The organism is Williamsia sp. CHRR-6, from assembly GCF_018474015.1.
Taxonomy (GTDB): Bacteria; Actinomycetota; Actinomycetes; order Mycobacteriales; family Mycobacteriaceae; genus Williamsia_A.
The window spans coordinates 599,719-620,583 of the sequence record NZ_JAHCSG010000001.1 but is presented as its reverse complement, the minus strand read 5'-3'; the positions used below and the strand labels follow the sequence as shown (position 1 = coordinate 620,583).

General features: G+C 67.3%; 23 protein-coding genes. 17 read left to right on the top strand and 6 right to left on the bottom strand.

The genetic code is table 11. The features are described from left to right. Nucleotides 1-10: 10 nt before the first annotated feature. Complete coding sequence (gene map / locus KIK15_RS02920) at nucleotides 11-802, top strand: type I methionyl aminopeptidase (protein ID WP_214242621.1); 792 nt, start codon at nucleotides 11-13, stop codon at nucleotides 800-802. A gap of 146 nt (nucleotides 803-948) precedes the next feature. Next, the gene (locus KIK15_RS02915; RefSeq protein ID WP_214242620.1) at nucleotides 949-1,314 is read left to right on the top strand and encodes a hypothetical protein; all 366 of its coding nucleotides are present in this window, start codon (nucleotides 949-951) and stop codon (nucleotides 1,312-1,314) included. Between the two features lie 37 nt (nucleotides 1,315-1,351). On the opposite strand, the gene dtd is transcribed toward KIK15_RS02915, so the two are convergent. Both dtd and KIK15_RS02905 read right to left on the bottom strand, forming a co-directional pair. Further along, nucleotides 1,352-1,789 carry a D-aminoacyl-tRNA deacylase gene (gene dtd / locus KIK15_RS02910; RefSeq protein ID WP_214242619.1) on the bottom strand — a complete coding sequence of 146 codons (438 nt, stop codon included), beginning with the start codon at nucleotides 1,787-1,789 and terminating at the stop codon, nucleotides 1,352-1,354. A gap of 25 nt (nucleotides 1,790-1,814) precedes the next feature. After that, on the bottom strand, nucleotides 1,815-2,336 hold the full coding sequence (locus KIK15_RS02905; protein ID WP_214242618.1) for a dihydrofolate reductase family protein: 522 nt from the start codon (nucleotides 2,334-2,336) through the stop codon (nucleotides 1,815-1,817). 176 nt (nucleotides 2,337-2,512) lie between these two features. Here KIK15_RS02905 and KIK15_RS02900 point away from each other — a divergent pair, with 176 nt between their 5' ends. From KIK15_RS02900 to truA, 10 genes are all read left to right on the top strand, one after another. Then, entirely contained in the window at nucleotides 2,513-4,447 is a 1,935-nt protein-coding gene (locus tag KIK15_RS02900; protein ID WP_250323909.1) for an APC family permease, read from the top strand. Between the two features lie 7 nt (nucleotides 4,448-4,454). Beyond that, nucleotides 4,455-5,270 (top strand): LLM class F420-dependent oxidoreductase, encoded by an 816-nt coding sequence (locus KIK15_RS02895; RefSeq protein WP_214242617.1) that lies wholly within the window; start codon nucleotides 4,455-4,457, stop codon nucleotides 5,268-5,270. A 255-nt stretch (nucleotides 5,271-5,525) separates the two neighbouring features. Continuing rightward, on the top strand, nucleotides 5,526-5,747 hold the full coding sequence (gene infA / locus KIK15_RS02890) for a translation initiation factor IF-1 (protein WP_007616247.1): 222 nt from the start codon (nucleotides 5,526-5,528) through the stop codon (nucleotides 5,745-5,747). A 97-nt stretch (nucleotides 5,748-5,844) separates the two neighbouring features. Beyond that, nucleotides 5,845-5,958, top strand: a complete 114-nt coding sequence (gene rpmJ, locus KIK15_RS02885; protein ID WP_214242616.1) for a 50S ribosomal protein L36 — start codon at nucleotides 5,845-5,847, stop codon at nucleotides 5,956-5,958. Nucleotides 5,959-6,147: 189 nt separating this feature from the next. Then, complete coding sequence (rpsM, locus tag KIK15_RS02880; RefSeq protein WP_214242615.1) at nucleotides 6,148-6,516, top strand: 30S ribosomal protein S13; 369 nt, start codon at nucleotides 6,148-6,150, stop codon at nucleotides 6,514-6,516. Between the two features lie 3 nt (nucleotides 6,517-6,519). After that, nucleotides 6,520-6,927 (top strand): 30S ribosomal protein S11, encoded by a 408-nt coding sequence (rpsK, locus tag KIK15_RS02875; RefSeq protein ID WP_214242614.1) that lies wholly within the window; start codon nucleotides 6,520-6,522, stop codon nucleotides 6,925-6,927. Between the two features lie 21 nt (nucleotides 6,928-6,948). Beyond that, nucleotides 6,949-7,554: a 30S ribosomal protein S4 gene (rpsD, locus tag KIK15_RS02870; RefSeq protein WP_214242613.1), complete on the top strand. Its 606-nt coding sequence runs from the start codon at nucleotides 6,949-6,951 to the stop codon at nucleotides 7,552-7,554. 118 nt (nucleotides 7,555-7,672) lie between these two features. Next, a complete protein-coding gene (locus KIK15_RS02865) occupies nucleotides 7,673-8,728 on the top strand; it encodes a DNA-directed RNA polymerase subunit alpha (protein ID WP_214242612.1) in 1,056 nt (351 codons plus the stop codon). Between the two features lie 51 nt (nucleotides 8,729-8,779). Further along, entirely contained in the window at nucleotides 8,780-9,523 is a 744-nt protein-coding gene (rplQ, locus tag KIK15_RS02860; protein ID WP_214242611.1) for a 50S ribosomal protein L17, read from the top strand. A 5-nt stretch (nucleotides 9,524-9,528) separates the two neighbouring features. After that, entirely contained in the window at nucleotides 9,529-10,413 is an 885-nt protein-coding gene (truA, locus tag KIK15_RS02855; RefSeq protein WP_214242610.1) for a tRNA pseudouridine(38-40) synthase TruA, read from the top strand. A 30-nt stretch (nucleotides 10,414-10,443) separates the two neighbouring features. On the opposite strand, the gene KIK15_RS02850 is transcribed toward truA, so the two are convergent. Together KIK15_RS02850 and KIK15_RS02845 are read right to left on the bottom strand one after the other, a co-directional pair. Then, nucleotides 10,444-10,791, bottom strand: coding sequence for a hypothetical protein (locus tag KIK15_RS02850; protein ID WP_214242609.1), 348 nt, complete (start codon nucleotides 10,789-10,791; stop codon nucleotides 10,444-10,446). 272 nt (nucleotides 10,792-11,063) lie between these two features. After that, the gene (locus tag KIK15_RS02845) at nucleotides 11,064-12,116 is read right to left on the bottom strand and encodes an alpha/beta fold hydrolase (protein WP_250323908.1); all 1,053 of its coding nucleotides are present in this window, start codon (nucleotides 12,114-12,116) and stop codon (nucleotides 11,064-11,066) included. A 198-nt stretch (nucleotides 12,117-12,314) separates the two neighbouring features. Between KIK15_RS02845 and KIK15_RS02840 the strand changes: the two genes are divergently transcribed. Next, nucleotides 12,315-13,028, top strand: a complete 714-nt coding sequence (locus KIK15_RS02840; protein ID WP_214242607.1) for a DedA family protein — start codon at nucleotides 12,315-12,317, stop codon at nucleotides 13,026-13,028. An 85-nt stretch (nucleotides 13,029-13,113) separates the two neighbouring features. Here the strand turns inward: KIK15_RS02840 and KIK15_RS02835 are convergent, their stop codons facing one another. Continuing rightward, nucleotides 13,114-14,637 (bottom strand): AAA family ATPase, encoded by a 1,524-nt coding sequence (locus tag KIK15_RS02835; RefSeq protein ID WP_374222814.1) that lies wholly within the window; start codon nucleotides 14,635-14,637, stop codon nucleotides 13,114-13,116. 678 nt (nucleotides 14,638-15,315) lie between these two features. Here KIK15_RS02835 and KIK15_RS02830 point away from each other — a divergent pair. From KIK15_RS02830 to ahcY, 4 genes are all read left to right on the top strand, one after another. Beyond that, on the top strand, nucleotides 15,316-16,239 hold the full coding sequence (locus KIK15_RS02830) for a cation diffusion facilitator family transporter (RefSeq protein ID WP_214242606.1): 924 nt from the start codon (nucleotides 15,316-15,318) through the stop codon (nucleotides 16,237-16,239). Nucleotides 16,240-16,474: 235 nt separating this feature from the next. Then, on the top strand, nucleotides 16,475-17,704 hold the full coding sequence (locus KIK15_RS02825) for an alkane 1-monooxygenase (protein WP_214242605.1): 1,230 nt from the start codon (nucleotides 16,475-16,477) through the stop codon (nucleotides 17,702-17,704). 149 nt (nucleotides 17,705-17,853) lie between these two features. Further along, nucleotides 17,854-18,423 carry a TetR/AcrR family transcriptional regulator gene (locus KIK15_RS02820; RefSeq protein WP_214243230.1) on the top strand — a complete coding sequence of 190 codons (570 nt, stop codon included), beginning with the start codon at nucleotides 17,854-17,856 and terminating at the stop codon, nucleotides 18,421-18,423. A 159-nt stretch (nucleotides 18,424-18,582) separates the two neighbouring features. Next, the gene (gene ahcY, locus KIK15_RS02815) at nucleotides 18,583-20,052 is read left to right on the top strand and encodes an adenosylhomocysteinase (RefSeq protein ID WP_214242604.1); all 1,470 of its coding nucleotides are present in this window, start codon (nucleotides 18,583-18,585) and stop codon (nucleotides 20,050-20,052) included. A 106-nt stretch (nucleotides 20,053-20,158) separates the two neighbouring features. Here the strand turns inward: ahcY and KIK15_RS02810 are convergent, their stop codons facing one another. After that, on the bottom strand, nucleotides 20,159-20,791 hold the full coding sequence (locus tag KIK15_RS02810; protein ID WP_214242603.1) for a dTMP kinase: 633 nt from the start codon (nucleotides 20,789-20,791) through the stop codon (nucleotides 20,159-20,161). Between the last annotated feature and the right edge of the window lie 74 nt (nucleotides 20,792-20,865).

Sequence of the window (20,865 nt, the reverse complement as noted above, 5' to 3'; positions counted from 1 at the left end):
ACCGACTCCGATGGGCTTGCGCAGACCGAAACCGGTCCCTTTCCGCACCGCTGATGAACTCGACGTGATGGCTGCGGCCGGGGCGATCGTGGGGCAGGCGCTGGTCGCGGTGCGGGCGGCCGCGGTCGTCGGTGTCAGCACCCTGGAACTCGACGCGATCGCCGAGACGGTGATCCGCGACGCCGGTGCGGTGCCGTCGTTCAAGGGCTACCACGGGTTTCCGGGTTCGATCTGCAGTTCGGTGAACGACGTCGTGGTGCACGGCATCCCCAACCGTGAGACAGTCCTGGCGCCCGGTGACCTGGTGTCCATCGACTGCGGCGCGATCGTCGACGGATGGCACGGCGACTCCGCCTGGACGTTCGGGGTGGGAGAGCTCAGCGCCGACGACAACGACCTCAACGAGGCGACCCGGATCGCCATGGAGGCTGGAATCGCCGCCATGGTCCCCGGTAATCGCCTCTCCGACGTCTCGTATGCGATCGAAACCGCCACGCGTGCACAGGAAAAGCAGCGGGGACGGTCCTTCGGGATTGTCGCCGGCTACGGCGGCCACGGCATCGGACAGCAGATGCACCTCGAGCCGTTCCTGCCCAACGAAGGCAAACCCGGCAAGGGCCCGACGCTGGTGGTGGGCAGCACGCTGGCCATCGAGCCGATGCTGACGCTGGGCACCGTTGAGACCTCCGTACTCGATGACGACTGGACCATCGTCACCGACGACGGATCGCGGGCCTCGCACTGGGAACACACCGTCGCCGTCACCGACAACGGACCTCGCATCCTCACCACCCGCCCCTGACTGGATCCGGCGGCACGCGTTCCTGCGATCTGAAACCCGTTCCGGTGACATCTGCCTCCGGTGTGTGAGACGTTGACAGTGCGCGATCGTGAACTGCCTGTGGCGGGGTCGCGCATTTTGGTTCGTGCAACAGTCGGGATGGGCGGATGAAACACCTGAGTTCACGGCGGAGCTTCCGAACGCTCACCGCCACCTGGTCGGCGCTGGTTGTGGTGGGCCTCGTCGGAGTCGTCAGCGGATCGGCGTCGGCGATCGGCGTCACCGATCTGAGCGTGCGCCCGGGATCGTCGCCGTGCACGGTGACCATCTCGGTCAGCGGCGCCGACAGCGTCAACGTCACCCTGCACGTCGCGGGCGGATCTGATCAGACCATCGGGGAGGTGTTCCCGGGCGTGCCCCTGGGAGTCCCGGTGATCACCTGTTCGTCGTCGGGATCCTCGGCGTCACAGCTGGTGTACGTGACGGGATCTGATTCCGACCCGGACCTGAGCAACAACGTCGCGTTCGTCTGACCTCGCCGGGGGTGGACCTTCGTCGGGGTGATCCTCGTCAGGTCTCGACGATGATGGTGACGGGTCCGTCGTTGACGCTGAGCACCTGCATGTGGGCACCGAATCGGCCGGTTGCCACCGTGGCTCCGTACGTCTGCAAGGACTCGACCACGTTGGTGACCAGCGGCTCGGCCACCGGGCCGGGCGCGGCGGCGTTCCAGGACGGGCGCCGACCTTTGCGCACGTCGGCGTAGAGGGTGAACTGGCTGACCACCAGCAGCGGCGCATCGAGATCGGCGGCGCTGCGTTCCCCGTCGAGAATGCGTAGGTGCCACAGTTTGTCGGCAAGCGCGCGAGCGTTGCGGGGCGTGTCGTCGTGGGTGACGCCGACCAGCGCCAGCAGCCCCTGCCGGCCGGTGCCGGGATCGATGTGCCCGACCACCTCGCCGTCGACCGTGACACTCGCCGACCGAACCCGGGTCACCACCGCACGCATGGCATCACCGTAGTGGCCGCAGACCTCAGTCGGCGGCACGCAGCCAGCGGGCGCCGACGAAGTCACGGTTGCGCCCGGTGTCGGCCAGCCGCCAGCGCGACTGCGTGGGCAGCACCGGTTGTCCCGCACCGAGTGTGCACGGGGCGAAATGCACCACCAGCTCGTCCACCAGGCCGGCGTCGGTGAACTGGGCCGCCAGCCGGCCACCGCCGACCACCCACACATCGCGGTCGCCGGCTGCCGACACCAGCATCGGGTGCAGTTCGCTGACGTCGCCGGAGAACGTCTGCACCTGCGGCGTGGTGACGGTCTCGGGGTGATGGGTGACCACCCAGGTCGGTTGCGTGTACAGCCAGTCCGGTTGGTTGTCGATCAGCCATCGGTAGGTTGCGGCACCCATCACGATCGCGCCGACCGTGGCGATGAAGTCGTTGTAGCCGCCGAACCCCGAGCCATCGATGTCGTTGCGCATCAACCAGTTCAGGCTGTCGTGTTCGTCGACGATGAAGCCGTCCAGACTCGACGCGGTGTAGTAGACGGTGGCCATCACTTCTCCTCCTGGATGTGCGCGCGGTCGATCCCCGACCCCGGTTGTACCCAGCGTGTGGCAGCGGACTCGGGGACACGCGGCAGGCGAAAACGTATCAAGATCGGCGCGGGCGGCATCAAGATTGCGTGAACGCACTGGGCGATCGCCCGTGCGGGCGACGAGAGTCCGACGTCATGACCGCACACTCGACGGACCCGGCCCGTCCGGCTGCCACCCCGACTCCGACCCCGACGCCGACCACAGGGATCGACGGCGCAGACGAGCCGCCCGACGCCGAAGCCGAAGCCGAAAAACGCAAACTCACCACCATCAGCGGACTGGCCGCCCTGTCCCTGGACGCGATGGCCTCGGTCGCCTACGGGCCCGAGGCCATCGTCCTGGTCCTGGTCGCCGCAGGCTCCCGAGGCATCGGGTTCACCATCCCGGTCACCCTGACCATCGTCGTGTTGCTCGCCGTGCTGATCGCCAGCTATCGCCAGCTGATCGCGGCATTCCCCGACGGCGGCGGGGCCTACGCTGTGGCCAAAGCCCGCCTCGGCGACCGCGCAGCCCTGGTGGCGGCAGCGTCTCTGGTGATCGACTACGTCCTCAACGTCGCGGTGTCGATCGCCGCGGGCACCGCCGCGTTGGTCTCGGCTTTCCCCGGTGCAGCGCCGCACACGGTGTGGATCGCGCTGGGCATCCTCGCCGTGGTGACCGGGGTCAACCTGCATGGGATCGTCACCGGGGCGCGACTGTTCATCGTTCCCACCGTGATCTTCGTGGTCTGCATCCTCGGCGTCATCGTCTCGGGCCTGCTCGGCTCTCGGCATGAGCTACCGCCGGCGGAGGTGTCGGCGCCGGCGGTGTCCACGGTGGGTGCGCTGCTGTTGCTCAAGGCGTTCTCCGCCGGGTGCTCGGCGCTGACCGGGGTGGAGGCCATTGCCAACGCAACGCCGCAGTTCCGGCGGAACCGGGTCCGGCGCGCCCAGCGCGCCGAGGTGGCGCTGGGCGTGACCCTGGGCCTGCTGATGCTGGGGATCGCGGCGCTGATCGAAAAGTTCGACATCCGCCCACGCGACGGGGTCACCATCCTGTCGCAGGTGACCGAGGAGTCGGTGGGCCGCGGAATCGTCTACTACACAGTGCAGTTCGCCACGGTGGTGCTGTTGGCGTTGGCGGCCAACACCTCGTTCGGTGGCCTACCGCAGCTGATGACGGTGGTGGCCGGGGACGACTACCTGCCCCATCGGTTACGTCGCGTCACTCGCCGCGGGGTGTACCGCGACGGCGTTCTGCTGCTGGCAGTGACCTCTGGGGTCCTGCTGGTGTTGGCCGACGGGCGAACCAACGTCCTGGTGCCGTTGTTCGCGATCGGCGTCTTCGTCGGTTTCACCATCGCGCAGGCGGGATTGGTCCGGCACTGGTGGCTCACCAGAGGCGCGGGCTGGCGAATTCGATTGTCTATCAATGCGTTCGGGGCCATATGTACGGCGACGGCGACGGTGGTCACCTTCTCGATGAAGTTCACCGAGGGATCTCCGCTGGTGGTGGTCATCGGTGTGATCCTGGTGGCGGCGATGTCGCAGATCCGCCGCATCTATCGGACGGCCGCACGCGCCGAGCGGGTGACCGGCGCCGAGGCGGGTGCGATCGGGTCGCGACCACACCTGTCGATGTCGGGCCGCGGAGTGGTGGTCGTCCCCGTCGGCGAGGCATCCTCGGTGTGTGCTGAGGCGCTGACGCGGGCGCGCGGGTTCGGCCGGATGATGGTGGCGGTGCACGTGTTCGGTCCCACGCAGGATCGGGACGCCTATCGAATTCGGTGGCGTGAGCGTTTTCCGCTGGTCGAGCTCGTCGAGCTCGATGGCGTCATCGACGGAGACTTCGTCGACCCGCTGGTCGCCTGGGTTGCCATCCGAGCCCACACCGACGACATCCTCGTCGTGCTGGCCGACGACGACGGTGACCCGCTGCTCAAGGCGATGTCGGCCGCCCGCGGCGGCGACCTCGAGCGGGCTCTCGGTGTCCACACGCCGGCGTTGGTGGCGCGGGTGCACTGTGTTCCCAGCGCCCCGCGTCGGTTCCGGCGTCGGGTGGTGGAAGACATGGCGGGGGCAAACGGTTGATCACGGCATGACTGGATTCGGAACGCATGGGGTGTGGGGCTGGTTCAAGGCGATCTCGCCGGAGCAGGCCGGAGAAATAGAGCAGCTGGGCTACGGGACCATCTGGCTGGGCGGGTCGCCCACCACGCTCGACCCGGCTCGCCGACTGTTGGAGGCGACCACGACCATCCGGGTGGCCACCGGCATCACCAACATCTGGAACACCGAGCCGCAGGCGGTGGCCGCCGAGTTCGCCGACCTCGAGCGCGACTTCCCGGGTCGGTTCTTCCTCGGTGTGGGCGTCGGTCATCGGGAAGCCACCCAGGAGTACGCGTCGCCCTACGAGTCGATGGTCAGCTACCTCGACGGGCTCGACGCCCACGGTGTGCCGGCCGATCGCCGGGTGCTGGCCGCGCTGGGGCCCAAGATGCTGCGGCTGGCCGCCGACCGGTCGCTGGGTGCGCACCCCTACCTGACCACCCCGGCCCACACGCGGATCGCGCGCGAGACGATGGGCCCAGATGCGTTCCTCGCCCCCGAACACAAGATCGTGCTCGACACCGACCCGGTCGCTGCCCGCGAGATCGGCCGCCCACCGGTGGCCACCCCGTATCTGAAGCTGACCAACTACATCAACAACCTCAAGCGACTGGGTTACACCGACGTCGACATCGCCGACGACGGCAGCGATGATCTGATCGACGCGTTGGTCGCTCACGGCGACGGCCCTGCCATCCGGGCTGCGGTCGACGAGCACCTGGCCGCCGGCGCCGACCACGTGTGCCTGCAGGTGCTCGGTACCGCCGACATCGTCGGGGTGCTGCGGCAGCTGCCGCCGGTGTGATCTGCAGCTGCCGCCGGTGTGATCTGAGGTCACGTCCCGGGGCAGGTGCTGGCGCCCGTCGCCGGAGGCCCACGTGGGCTGTGAGCAGGGATTTGGTCACCTGGTCAGGTGGCGCGTAGACTGAACCGCTGGTGCGCTGTCGCACCGGGATCCGTTGCGCTCGCATGCGCGGTGGACGTCCGGGCGCGACGATCAGCGTACCGACACGGTAGACGAACGTCGTCGCGCTCGCGCGGGGACGAGATTGTGGAGGACATGGCCAAGAAGGACGGCGCCATCGAGGTCGAGGGTCGTGTGGTCGAACCCCTGCCCAATGCGATGTTCCGCATTGAGCTGGAGAACGGGCACAAGGTCCTCGCGCACATCAGCGGCAAGATGCGGCAGCACTACATCCGCATCCTGCCCGAAGACCGCGTGGTCGTGGAGCTTTCGCCCTATGACCTGGCCCGCGGTCGCATCGTCTACCGGTACAAGTAGCGACTTTCCCGGCCGCCGTGGCGATCCGGGTGAGCACCACCACGCCGACGACACGCTCTCGCATGTCCAAGGCACCCAACCACCGAGAGGCACTGACGTGAAGGTCAACCCGAGCGTCAAGCCGATCTGCGAGAAGTGCAAGGTGATCCGCCGTAACGGACGGGTCATGGTGATCTGCCAGAACCTGCGCCACAAGCAGCGCCAGGGCTGATCTGCACCACATCAGATCGCTTGAGACACAACTGAACATCGTCGTGAAGCTTCACCCATGAAACTTCCAGCACCAGCGTGATCACACGCGATCACGCCCACCTCCGGACGAAGGCCGGAGCCCCAACCAAGAGGTATCCACTCGGGGACGGACTGGGAGCAGACCTTCGAAACGAAAAGGGAATGCCAGATGGCACGTGTTTCTGGTGTCGATCTCCCGCGCGAGAAGCGCTTGGAGATCGCACTGACCTACATCTACGGGGTGGGTCGTACCACCTCCAAGGAGATCCTCGCCGCGACCGGGATCAGCCCCGATCTGCGCGCCAAGGACCTGACCGACGCCGACGTCGCCAAGCTTCGGGAGTACATCGAAGCCTCGGTGAAGGTCGAGGGTGACCTGCGTCGCGAGGTGCAGGGCGACATCCGTCGCAAGATCGAGATCGGCTGCTACCAGGGGCTGCGGCACCGCCGTGGCCTGCCGGTCCGTGGACAGCGCACCAAGACCAACGCCCGCACTCGTAAGGGCCCCAAGAAGACCATCGCCGGGAAGAAGAAGTAATCCATGCCCCCCAAGTCACGTAGTGCGGGCCCCAAGAAGGGCACGCGTCGTCGCGAGAAGAAGAACGTCCCGCTCGGCGCTGCGCACATCAAGTCCACGTTCAACAACACGATCGTCTCGATCACCGATCCGGCCGGCAACGTCATCTCGTGGGCGTCTTCAGGTCACGTCGGCTTCAAGGGTTCGCGTAAGAGCACCCCGTTCGCCGCGCAGCTCGCCGCGGAGAACGCTGCCCGCAAGGCCCAGGAGCACGGCGTCAAGAAGGTCGACGTGTTCGTGAAGGGTCCCGGCTCCGGCCGCGAGACCGCGATCCGCTCCCTGCAGGCCGCCGGCCTGGAGGTGGGCACCATCTCCGACGTCACCCCAGCCCCGCACAACGGCTGCCGTCCGCCCAAGCGGCGTCGGGTCTAGCGGGAAGGCAAGGAACTCACCATGGCTCGTTACACCGGACCCGCGACCAAGAAGTCGCGCCGCCTGCGCGTCGACCTCGTCGGCGGAGACCAGGCATTCGAACGTCGCCCCTACCCGCCCGGCCAGCACGGTCGCGCGCGGATCAAGGAGAGCGAATACCTGATGCAGCTGCAGGAGAAGCAGAAGGCTCGCTTCACCTACGGCGTGATGGAGAAGCAGTTCCGTCGCTACTACGAGGAGGCCAACCGTCGCAACGGCAAGACCGGCGACGAGTTGCTGACCATCCTCGAGAGTCGGCTGGACAACGTCGTCTACCGGGCCGGTCTGGCCCGTACCCGGCGCCAGGCGCGTCAGATGGTCACCCATGGCCATCTGACCGTCAACGGCGTGCGGGTCGACGTGCCCAGCTACCGCGTCGCGCAGTACGACATCATCGACGTGCGTCCCAAGTCGCTGCAGACCGTGCCGTTCCAGATCGCCAAGGAGATTCAGGGCGATCGCGTGGTGCCCGGCTGGTTGCAGGTGGTCCCCTCCACCCTGCGCATCCTGGTGCACCAGTTGCCCACCCGGGCGCAGATCGACGTGCCGCTCACCGAGCAGCTGATCGTCGAGTTCTACTCGAAGTAGTCCAGCGATCCCCGTCCGGGTGACCGGGCGGGGTTTGCGCAAAGCCACAGCCGCACAAGCGGTCTGGGCGCGAACGGGCGTCAAATAGCGGACGCCCTCACAGGAGGAATCACCACCCATGCTCATCTCACAGCGACCCGCACTCTCCGAGGAGATCGTCGCCGAGAACCGGTCGAAGTTCGTCATCGAACCCCTCGAGCCGGGATTCGGTTACACCTTGGGCAACTCGCTGCGGCGCACGCTGCTGTCGTCGATCCCCGGCGCAGCGGTCACCAGCATCCGTATCGACGGCGTGCTGCACGAGTTCACCACCGTCCCCGGTGTGAAGGAAGACGTCACCGACATCATCCTGAACCTCAAGGGGCTCGTGGTCAGCTCGGAAGAAGATGAGCCGGTCACCATGTACGTGCGCAAGCAGGGTCCGGGTTCGGTCACCGGTGCCGACATCGTGCCCCCGGCCGGTGTCACCGTGCACAACCCGGACCTGCACATCGCGACGCTGAACGACAAGGGCAAGCTCGAGATCGAGCTGGTCGTCGAGCGGGGTCGCGGCTATGTGCCCGCCGTGCAGAACAAGGCTTCCGGCGCCGAGATCGGCCGTATCCCGGTCGACTCGATCTACTCGCCGGTGCTGAAGGTGACCTACAAGGTGGAGGCCACCCGCGTCGAGCAGCGCACCGACTTCGATCGTCTGGTTCTCGACGTGGAGACCAAGAACTCCATCACCGCTCGCGATGCGCTGGCCTCGGCCGGCAAGACGCTGGTGGAGCTGTTCGGGCTGGCCCGAGAGCTCAACGTCGAAGCCGAGGGCATCGAGATCGGTCCCTCGCCCGCCGAGGCCGACCACATCGCGTCGTTCAGCCTGCCGATCGAGGATCTCGAGCTGACGGTGCGGTCGTACAACTGCCTCAAGCGTGAAGGCGTGCACACCGTGGGCGAGCTGGTGGCCCGCACCGAGTCCGACCTCCTGGACATCCGCAACTTCGGTCAGAAGTCGATCGACGAGGTGAAGGTCAAGCTGCACACGCTGGGCCTCGCACTCAAGGACAGCCCGGCCAGCTTCGATCCCTCGCAGGTCGCGGGCTACGACGCCGCGACCGGCACCTGGACCGACCCGGCCACGCTCGGCGACCACGACGCCGGCGAGGACTACGCAGAAACCGAGCAGCTCTAACCACCCTTTCTCTCCCGGCCGAGAGGCCGTGAGCTCTTACAGGAGAAACCAATGCCCAAGCCCACCAAGGGTGCCCGCCTCGGCGGTTCGGCGTCGCATCAGAAGGCGATCCTGGCGAATCTCGCCACCTCGCTGTTCGAGCACGAGCGGATCACCACCACCGAGGCCAAGGCCAAGCGACTGCGCCCGTACGCGGAGAAGCTGATCACCCACGCCAAGGCGGGCAACCTCGCCCACCGCCGTGAGGTGCTCAAGGACATCCGCGACAAGGACATCGTCCACAAGCTGTTCGCCGAGATCGGTCCGTCGTTCGCCGAGCGTGAGGGCGGCTACACCCGCATCATCAAGACGCTGCCGCGCAAGGGCGACAACGCCCCCATGGCGGTGATCGAGCTGGTCAAGGGGTCGACGGCGTCCAGTGAGGCCAGCCGCGCCACTCGTGTCGCCGCATCGAAGAAGGCGGCCGAGAAGCCGGCGGTCACCGAGGCATCTGATGCCGATGAGGCGGCTACCACCGACGCCGTGGCCGAGACCGCCGCGACCGAGACCGCTGCTCCGGCGACCGAGACCGCAGCCGCCGGCGGCGATGCCCCGGCGGGCAGCCACGCCCCGCTCGAGGACGGCTCCCAGCCCGAGGGTTTCCCCATCAAGGGCAACGAGAGCTCCAAGCTGTACCACCGTCCCGGCACCCGGTTCTACGACTCGACCGTCGCCGAGATCTGGTTCGCGACCGAGGCCGACGCCGAGGCCGCCGGATACTCGCTGCCCAAGTCGCAGCAGGGATCTGACGACTGAGCGAGATGACCGCAGACGAGCCCGCCGCCGACCATGTCGACGGCGGGTTCGTTCGTTTGCGACTCGACATCGCCTACGACGGAACCGATTTCGCCGGTTGGGCGCGCCAACGTGATCAACGCACGGTCTGCGGCGTCATCGAGGACCGACTGACGGCGATCTTCGGGGTGGCGGTGCAGCTGACCGTGGCCGGACGCACCGACGCCGGCGTGCACGCCACCGGTCAGGTGGCCCACGTCGATGTACCGGTGACCGTGATGCACCGCATCGACCCGCGTGGACGCCATCGCCAACCCGCGGACCTGGTTCGACGCCTTGCCCGGTTCCTGCCCACCGACGTTCGGGTGCTTCGGGTCGCGGCCGTCCCAGCTGCGTTCGACGCCCGGTTCTCGGCGCTGCGGCGGCACTACGTGTACCGGCTGACCACCGCCGCGCACGGGGCCGATCCGCTGCGGGCCCGCGACGTGGTGCCGTGGTCCAAGCCGGTCGACCTGGCGGCCATGCAGGCAGCGTCGCAGACTCTGGTGGGCCTGCACGACTTCGCTGCGTTCTGTAAGCGCCGGGAGGGTGCGACCACGGTGCGCGAGCTACAACGCTACGACTGGGAACGCGACGGGGACCTGCTGATCGCGCACGTCAGCGCCGACGCGTTCTGCTGGTCGATGGTGCGCTCACTGGTCGGCGCGGTGCTGGCGGTGGGACAGGGTCGCCGACAGGTGGGTTGGTGTGCCGAGTTGTTGCAGACCAGGCAACGGTCCAGCGCGATCACTGTCGCACCCGCTCATGGACTGTGTCTGCAGCGGGTCGACTACCCCGACGACGACGAGTTGGCGGCGCGCAATCTCGCCACCCGCGCCAGCCGTAGCGTCGACCGCTGCTGCGGCGACTGACGTCGTGCTGCCTTACCGGACCGGGATGGGTCAGGACTGGGCCGCGAGGTTACGGGCGTAGGCCACGCGACCATGGATGTCCGCGGCGGTGAACGACGTGAGAGCCGGGATCGTGGTCACGTGGGTCACCCCGTTGCCGCTGACGGTCACCTGGAGGTAGCCGCTGGTCTTGGTTTCCTTCAGCAGTAGGAACAGCAGGCTGAACAGGCAGATGAAGAAGAACAGCACCACGGTCAGGACGATGCCGGTGGTGGAGATCGCCTCCGTGGTGGAGGACATGTCGCTGACCCACCATTGACTGCCCGCGATCGGGATGGTGCCCGACGGCGTGATGACCTCGGTCTGGGTGCAGATGATGTCGCCGATGCTGACCAGCACTGCCGGACCGGCGGCGGACTGTGCCTGTGGGTGACCGGGGGCGGGAATGCTCCCGGCGGCGGACCGTAACCGGGCGGGGGAACTGGGCCCGGGGCGGTGGGCGGAACAGGTGGTGCGTCTCCAGGCGGTGCGGCAGCGGGAGGCACGGCGGGGCCGGTCGGCTTGTCCAGGTTGACGCGCGCGTCGTCGGGCTGTGAGTCGGTCATGCCGGGGATTCTCGCACAACGGTGCGGCTCGGGACGGCGGTCGGTTCAGCCGGGGCGCGGGTCGGTTCAGGTGGCGCTGCGCTCGTCGGCCATTGCGTCGAGAACTGCGGCCTGCACGTCGTGGTCGCCACTGAGGTCGGCCGCGATCGCACCCTGGCCCAGCATCCGGGACCATTCGTGCGGATCGTGCACCAGTGGCACCGTCGAGGCGATGAACGATTCGATGACCGTGACGAACCGGGTCGGGTCGTCGTGGTGTGGAAAGTGGCCGGCGTCGTCGAAGGTCTCCAGCAGCGAATGCGGGATGGCCGAATGTGCCAGCAGCGCATGGTCGTAGGGGATCACGGTGTCCCTGGTGCCCCAGATGACCTGAACCGGAAGCCGTGCGGTGAGGTAGCTGCGGTCGAGCATGGTGACCACCTGGCCGCGCCAGTCGACCACCGCGCGCAGGGTCCGGATGAACGCCGAATGGGCGGTGGGGTCGGCCAAACCGCTGACGATGCGGCCGATCTCGGGCATCTCGTGCATCACCGCGCGCAGGCCGATCGGTCCGGCCAGTCGGTCGGCTCTGGTGGCTCGAGCCAGGGCGGTGGTGTAGCGGGCGGCCCGCTCGCCTGCGGGTAACACACCGGGAACCCGAAGCCCGGCGAGCACCTGACTGAAACCGGGCATCGCCAGCAGCCGCAGTACCGGATTGACGTCTTTGGTGACCCCACCGGCGGCGACCAACGCAAGGCGTTCGACGTACTCGGGGAACTGGTAGCAGAACTGCATGGCGACCCCGCCGCCCAGAGAGTGGCCGATCACCGTGACTCGACGAATCCCCAGTACCGACAACAGATCTCGCATTCCGTTGGCATAGGCGGCGACTGAGTAGTCTGCGCGTGGTTTGTCGGAGAGGCCGTGGCCCAACAGATCTGGTGCGATGACGGTGAAGTGGGGGGAGAGCAGGTCGATGACCTCGCTCCAGCTCGACGAGTTGTCCCCGATGCCGTGGATGAGCAACAGCGCCGGGCCTGAGCCCGCCATCCGGAACGCGCGCCGGTAGCCGTGGATCGTCCGATATTGCACCCGCGCGCTGTTGGTCGGCACTGACCGCAGAGCCATCGACTTCGTCATCGGGCCCCTCCTGAGGATCATGGCGCGCCCAACGGTGGACAAGCGGTGTCCCCTGAGTAAACCGCAGCTGCAGCCCAGCCGCCACGCAACCGGCCACGTCGACCGCGCCGATGACGGATCGATGAACGCTCATCGAGGAGTCGATGAACGCTGCTCACGGCCCGTGACCCGGCGCGGTGCGTGCGTATCGTCGGAGACGTGAATCCGTTCGACGTGAGTTCGTTCATGGCGTCGGGTGGGCTGGTCGGGCTGTGTGTGTTGATCTTCATCGAGACCGGCCTGCTCATCGGGTTCCTCTTCCCCGGTGATTCGTTGTTGTTCACCGCGGGCATCCTTGCCGCCCAACCCGATCCGTACGCGCCGTTGTGGGTGCCGTGTCTGTTGGTGCCGATCTCGGCGGCGTTGGGCGACCAGCTCGGGTACTTCATCGGCCGCAAGTTGGGTGTCGGTGTGATGCAGGGTCGGCTGATGCGGTTCATCGGTGCCGAGCCGGTGGCACGTACCCACGCGTTCTTCGAGCGGTACGGCCCGCTGACGGTGTTCTTCGGCCGATTCATCGGCGTGGTACGCACCCTGGTGCCGTTGCTGGCCGGCTTCACCGGCATGCGGCATCGCGACTTCACGATCTTCTCCATCCTGGGCAGCGTGGTGTGGGGCGCGGGGATCATCGTGCTCGGTTACTTTCTGGGCGGCGTCCCGCTGATCGCAGACAACATCGACATCATGATCATGGCCTCGGTGGCCACCGTCGTGGTGCCCCTGGGTGTCCACCTGCTGCGCCGTGGTCTGGCCCGTCGGCGCGCCCGTGGCGCCGACCGCGAGCCCACGATCAGCGCAGACATCGCCGAGACCGGTAGCCGCGTGCACTCGCTCGGCGCAGCTCGCAGTGCGGACGCAGATCTGAGCGACTGAGAGGATCTGACGCCTGAGATCGGTTGCGATCCAACCGGTGTGGTGCGCTCAGTCGATCGCGCCGAGCGGGATCAGGTGGGTGCGCTCAGCCCATGAACGGGTCGTTGCGGCGCATGGTGGTGCCCGAGAAGTCGTCGGCGACGACGGCGGCGAGCTCGACCAGTGCGCGGTGCGCCTGCTTGGACAGCAGTTCCAGATCGACCTCGGCGCCCTCGGCCAGGTGATCGTCGAACGGCACCATCTGCACCGCGCGGCAGCGAGTGAGGAAGTGCTGGCTGAGCTGTTGGGTGTCGATGGTCGAGGCGCCTGAACGCGATGAGCTGAGCACCACCACGGCCCGGCTCACCAGGTGGCCGTAGCCGTGCGCCTGCAACCAGTCCAGCGTGGCGCCGGCGCTGCGCGCGCCGTCGATGGCCGGCGAGCTCACCAAGATCAGCGCGTTGGCCAGGTCGAGCACACCGTTCATCGCCGAATGGCTCAGTCCGGTGCCGCAATCGGTGATGATGATGTTGTAGAAACGCTGCAGCACCCGCATCACGCCGCGGTAGTCCTCATCGCTGAAAGCCTCGGCTACCGCTGGATCCCGTTCGGAGGCAAGCACTTCCAGGCGGCTTGGTGCCTGTGAGGTATGCGCTCGCACGTCGGAGTACCGGTAGATCGAGGTGTCGGCGAGCAGATCGCGCACGGTGGAGCGAGTCTGCTGGGGAACCCGCTGGGCCAGGGTGCCCAGATCGGGGTTGGCGTCGACAGCGATCACGCGGTCACCGCGCAGCGATGCGAACACCGAGCCGAGTCCGACGGTGGTGGTGGTCTTTCCCACGCCGCCCTTGAGCGAGAGCACCGCGATGCGGTAATCCCCGCGCACCGGGCGATTCACCCGCTCGACGAGCTGCTGGTAGTAGATGTCGTCGGGGGAGTCGCCAGGGTTGATGGCGCCGGCCGAGATCTTGTGCACTGCGCGACGCCACCCGCTGTGCGGTGCGCGGCGCGCCTTGCGCAGCAACGCCACCTCGTCGAGCGATCCCGGCGATGCACCGGGGACGCCGCCCATGTCCGGGGCACCGAACTGTGGGCCGGGCGCGGCGAAAGGATCCGACATCGGGCTGATGGGGGGTCCCATCGGAGGCCCCGAGGGCGCGCCGGGTCCGGCACCGGGGCCCGGACCGTTGTCGTACCCGGGCGGTGGTGGGGCGAAACCGGCCGGTGGGCCGGCGAAATCGTTGGGAGGTGGGCCGGTGAACCCGCCGCCCTGCGGTCCGGGGGCGTGTGGACCGGGTGTCTGGGGTCCGGGTGCGTGCGGACCCGGCGCCTGGGGTCCGGGTGCCTGGGGTCCGGATGTCTGGGGTCCGGATGTCTGGGGTCCGGGCGCCTGCGGACCCGGTGTCTGTGGTCCTGGTGCACCGAACTGGCCCGAGGTGGGGGACGCGAATCCGCCGGTGTTCGGGCGCTGATCGAAGGGCGGACGATCACCGGGACCCTGATTCATGAACTGGGCGTTGGGGCCATCGGTCCGGGGACCGAACTGCGGCGGCGGACCGGAGGTGAACGAGGGCGCGCCGTCCGCCGGTGCCGAGGGTGCACCGGGGCCGTCCTGGTCGCCAGACGTCATCCACGGCGGTGGCTGATGTGTCACCGGTGGGCCGGGGGGCGGCGGGGTCGGCGCGCCGCCTGCGGGTTCGGGGCGTTCGTCGGACGGGGACTCGGGCATCGCGTCAGCCCTTTCGGCTTGCCCCCCGGTGGGAATCCAGCGGGACGGATCGGAGGTGTCTGCGGGCGCGGGTGCAGCGCTTTCGGGCAACCAGGACGGTGCTGATGCGTCGTCTGCCAGAGGATCGTAGGCCGGCGCCTGCGGTGCGCTCGACCCGTGCTTGCCCCCGTTCTCGGCCGGCGACGGCTCGTCGCCGATGGCGGCACCTTGCAGCCACGGCGGCGTGGTCGGCGCACTCTTGTTGTCGTAGCTCACGGTTGGCAATCCCCTGACACATCAATTGGTCACCCCGAGAATAGGACCTCGTGGTGGCAGATCTGGTTCGATCCGCTCGTCCCCCGCCCGGCACGGCAAGACGCCGCGTCGATGGTCGACTTTCAGCCGGGCAACGTCAGTTTACTATCGCACAGCAGTGCGGCTGTGTTACGTGTGCGAAAGGTCTCCTGAGCTGAGCTTTTCACCTGGGTGGGAGTCGGGTCGAGGGCGCCGCGCTAGTGTTCCATCGCGAATCTGGCGGGCGCGTGGCCAGTCGCACCCACTGATGGCGAGGCGGCGATCGTCGCCCGACGAGAGGCGAAGATGTCGACCGAGGGTTCCAAGAAGGCCATTCTCGCGGCGCTGGCCGCCAACGCGGGGATCGCGGCGGCGAAGTTCGTCGGGTTCGCCATCACCGGTTCGTCGTCGATGCTGGCCGAGGCGGTGCACTCGGTGGCCGACACCTCGAATCAGGGTCTGTTGCTGATCGGGCAACGCCAGGCCGCGAAAGCGGCGACCAAGTTGCATCCGTTCGGCTTCGGACGAAGTCGCTACTTCTACTCGTTCGTCGTCGCCCTGGTGCTGTTCACGCTGGGTTCGCTGTTCGCCATCTACGAGGGCATCCACAAGATTGAGCACCCTGAGGACCTCGATGCGCCGGTCGTGGCGCTGGTCATCCTCGGCGTCGCCATCGCCCTGGAGTCCTACAGCTTCGCCACGGCGATGCGCGAGTCGCGGCCTCTCAAGGGGCGGGCGTCGTGGTGGCGGTTCATCCGCAACTCCCGCAACCCCGAGCTGCCGGTGGTGTTGCTCGAGGACACCGGCGCGCTGATCGGCTTGGTCTTCGCGCTGTTCGGGGTGGGGATGACGGTCATCACCGGTGATCCGGTGTGGGACGGGGTGGGCACGGTGGCCATCGGTGTCCTGCTCGGTGTGATCGCGGTGGTGCTCATCGTGGAGATGCAGAGCCTGTTGATCGGCGAGGGCGCCACCGAGACCGAGGAGGCGCACCTGCTCGCGGCCCTCGAGCAGCAGGGTGTGCAACGGGTCATCCACATGCGGACGCAGTACCTAGGACCCGACGAGCTGTTGGTGGCGGCCAAGTTCGCCGCGCGGCCGGGTGCCACGGCCATCGAGATCGCCGAGACCATCGACGCCGCCGAGGCGCGCATCCGCGATGCGGTGCCGGCCGCGCGGATCATCTATCTCGAACCCGACATCGACCGCGCCGGCGCCGCCGCAACCTGATCATCGGGTCCGTCCCGCCTGCCACCCGTACGCACCGACCCGACCCCGACCGTCCGCAGCAGCCGCTGCGGGCGGTCGCTGTCGTCTGTCGGGTCCTCGTGTTCGACCAGGTCACGAATGTGACATCGCTGGTTGATTTACATTCCACGAGATTTGTATAGCTTTTCGACGTGTCATCGGATATTGTCAAGGAAAGCGGTGACGTAGGACACTGATCAACGACGAAGGAGTGGCCATGAGCAGTCAGACGCATGAACGGACCCCTGTGCCGGTGGAGGAGTGGCACGACCGCAAACGCCATCTGTGGCTGTTCGGCCTGGTCGCCCCGACTGCGGTGTTCTTGGCCATCGGTCTGGTCGCCGGATTCAACGCCGTCGGGCTCGACGCCATCTCCCCGGTGTTCTGGTGGATCGGTCCGATCCTGATCTTCGGCATCTTGCCGGTGCTCGATCGCTTCTTCGGACCCGACGGCGAGAACCCGCCCGAGGAGGTCATGGAGGCACTGGAGAACGACAAGTACTACCGCTACTGCACCTACGCCTTCATCCCGTTCCAGATCGCCAGCCTGGTGATGGCCTGCTACCTGTGGACGGCGTCGGATCTGAGCTGGCTGGGCATCGACGGTGGCCTGGGACTGGTCTCGAAGATCGGGCTGGCGTTCTCGATCGGCCTGATGGGCGGCGTCGGCATCAACACCGCCCACGAGCTGGGTCACAAGAAGGACTCCCTGGAGCGGTGGTTGTCCAAGATCACCCTCGCGCAGACCTTCTACGGCCACTTCTACGTCGAGCACAACCGCGGTCACCACGTGCGTGTCGCCACGCCGGAGGACCCGGCCAGCTCGCGTTTCGGTGAGTCGTTCTGGCGGTTCCTGCCACGCAGCGTGTGGGGCAGCCTGCGGTCGTCGGTCGAACTCGAGCGCAGCCGGATGAAGCGTCTGGAGCGGTCGTTCTTCCACCCCAGCAACGACGTCCTCAACTCGTGGGTGATGTCCATCGCGCTGTTCGCGGTCCTGACTGCGGTGTTCGGCTGGGGTGTGCTGCCGTTTCTGATCATTCAGGCGATCTACGGCTTCTCGCTGCTGGAGACCGTCAACTACCTCGAGCACTACGGGCTGTTGCGCGCCAAGCGCGAGAACGGCAAGTACGAGCGCACCACCCCGCAGCACTCGTGGAACTCCGATCACATCGTGACCAACATCTTCCTCTACCACCTGCAGCGGCACAGCGACCATCACGCCAACCCCACCCGGCGCTACCAGACGCTGCGCAGCTTCGAGGAGTCGCCGAACCTGCCCAGCGGGTACGCCAGCATGATCACCGTCGCCTACTTCCCGCCGCTGTGGCGCAAGGTGATGGACCGCCGCGTGGTGGAGCACTACGGCGGTGACGCCACCAAGATCAACATCGAGCCGAGCCGTCGGGCCGCGGCGTTGGCTCGAATCGACGCACTCTCGGCATCCTGACCAGCGCGCACCAGCGGTTGCGTGATCCGGCTCGTCTCCCCACGCGGAGACGAGCCGGTAGCGTGATCGGGGTGTCCGACGCCGCAGGCCCCACCGCGCCACGCCGGGGGTCGGCTGGTCGCGGCGGCTACGCGCAGGCGTCCAAGGCGATGCTGCGGGCGTCGCTGCTCGACGGGGTGCGGGAACTGTTGGTCGGCCGTCCCTGGTCGTCGGTGACGATGACCGATGTGGCCACCGCCGCCGGGGTCAGCCGTCAGACCGTGTACAACGAGTTCGGTTCGCGGGCCGGACTGGCCCAGGCCTACGCGGTACGACTGACCGACGAGTTCGTCGGAGTGGTCTCCGAGGCCATCGCCGACAACATCGGGCACGTACATCAGGCGCTGCGCGACGGATTCGGTGGATTCTTCCTCACCTCGGCCGGCGACCCGCTGGTCCAATCGTTGCTCTCCGGCGATGCCGCTCCGGATCTGCTCAAGCTGATCACCACCGACGCTGCGCCGCTCATCACGCGCGCCAGCGAACGCCTCGCCTCGATGCTGCAGCAGAGCTGGCTGGCGTTGGAGTACACCGACGCCCAGCGGGTGGGTCGCGCCATCTCGCGAATGGCGTTGAGCTACATCGCGATGCCGCCCGAGGGCGACCGCGACGTCGCCGACGACCTGGCCGGCATCTTCGCCCCGGTCCTGCTGTCGGCCGCCCGGCCCACGTCGGGGTGACAAGCAGGCCGGTGCGCATGGTGTGACGTCGCACCCGCAGGTCACAGCGCGCCCGAGCGATCACCCGCGGCTTCGCGGTTCCAGGCTGCATTGGTTAGCCTGTTCATCGACACATTCTCGATCCCGTTCGGGTATCGATTCGGCAACCAGGAGTTATCAATGACATCGGTGCAGGCGGGCCTCACCCCAGACGTTCTCAACGGGATCGACTACAAGGTGGCAGACCTCTCGCTCGCCGCCTACGGCCGCAAAGAGATCGAGCTGGCCGAGCATGAGATGCCGGGTCTCATGGCGCTGCGTCGGGAGTACTCCGAGGTGGCCCCGCTCAAGGGCGCCCGGATCTCGGGATCGCTGCACATGACCACCCAGACCGCGGTGCTCATCGAAACGCTGACCGCGCTGGGAGCCGAGGTCCGTTGGGCCTCGTGCAACATCTTCTCGACCCAGGACCACTCTGCGGCCGCGGTCGTCGTGGGTCCGCACGGCACCCCGGAGGAGCCCAAGGGCGTCCCGGTCTTCGCCTGGAAGGGCGAGAGCCTGGAGGAGTACTGGTGGTGTGCCGAGCAGATGCTCACCTGGCCGGGCGAGCCCTGCAACATGATCCTCGACGACGGCGGTGACGCCACCATGATGGTGCTGCGTGGTGCCCAGTTCGAGAAGGCCGGCGTCGTGCCGCCCGCCGATGACAACGACTCCGCCGAGTACAAGATCTTCCTCGGCGTGCTGCGTGAGCGCTTCGAGACCGACAAGTCCAAGTGGACCACCATCGCCGAGTCGGTCAAGGGTGTCACCGAGGAGACCACCACCGGTGTGCTGCGCCTCTACCAGTTCGCCGCCGCCGGTGAGCTGGCCTTCCCGGCCATCAACGTCAACGACTCGGTCACCAAGAGCAAGTTCGACAACAAGTACGGCACCCGCCACTCGCTGATCGACGGCATCAACCGCGCCACCGACGTCCTCATCGGTGGCAAGAAGGTGCTCATCACCGGCTACGGCGATGTGGGCAAGGGCTGCGCGGAGTCCCTCGCCGGACAGGGCGCGCGCGTGCAGGTCACCGAGATCGACCCGATCAACGCCCTGCAGGCGCTGATGGACGGGTTCGACGTGGTCACCGTCGAGCAGGCCATCGCCGACGCCGACATCGTCATCACCTCGACCGGCAACAAGGACATCATCACGCTCGACCACATGAAGCAGATGAAGAACTTCGCCATCCTGGGCAACATCGGCCACTTCGACAACGAGATCGACATGGCTGGGCTGGAGAGCTCCGGGGCCAAGCGAGTCGTCGTCAAGCCGCAGGTCGACCAGTGGATCTTCGACAGCGGCAAGTCGATCATCGTGCTCTCGGAAGGTCGTCTGCTCAACCTCGGCAACGCCACCGGCCACCCGTCGTTCGTGATGAGCAACAGCTTCTCCAACCAGGTCATCGCCCAGATCGAGGTGTGGACCAAGAACGACGAGTACGACAACGAGGTCTACCGCCTGCCCAAGCACCTCGACGAGAAGGTCGCCAAGATCCACGTCGAAGCGCTCGGTGGCACCTTGACCAAGCTCACCAAGGAGCAGGCCGAGTACATCAACGTCGACGTCGAGGGCCCCTACAAGCCCGAGCACTACAGGTACTGATCGCCGATCCGGTACTGAGCGGCCCTGACCACCGAACGCCGCCCGGGGACTTCCCGTCCCCGGGCGGCGTTTGGCTGTCCGTACCCCCGGTGTCCTCGGCCCGCTGTCACCCCAGTAGGCGGTCGGCGACATCAATGGCGCTGGCGGTGTCCAGCAGGACCCAGGGCGAGTACCAGTTCGCCTGCGCCAGCTGGCGATACACGCCGTCGGTGCGGTCCTGTAGCCCAGTGTCGCGCTCGTAGGCGTCGCGCGCGCGGGAGGTGTCGGAGTCGGCTCGGGCGCGAGCTCGGTCGATGGCGACCGCAGGGGAGACGTCGACGAACACGTGATGATCGGGTATCGGCAGGCCGAACCGGCCGAACTCGAGCTCACCCACCCACCGCGTCACCGCGCCGTCGGCATCCTGATGCATCCGGGCCGCAGAATAGGCGGCGTTGGAGGCGACGTAGCGATCGAGCAGCACGACGTCACACCCGGTGAGCGCAGACTCGATGGCACCGATGGCCGCGCGTCGGTCGAGGGCGAACAACATGGCCATCGCGTACACGCTGTCGGTGAGGTCGCCATGCCCTCCGCGTAGGGCCTCGGCGGCGATGTCGGCATGGATCGACTGGCCGTAGCGAGGGAAGGCCAGCGTCGACACCCGCGCACCGCGCGCCTGCCACCGTCGGGTCAAGGCGTCGACCAAGGTTCGTTTCCCGGCGCCGTCGAGCCCCTCCACCGCGATGAGTTCACCCACGCCGCTGATGTTATCGGCGACCCCTGTGCGGCGGTGGCCCTGAGTTCGGCGAGCGGGCAGCCCACCGGGTCTCG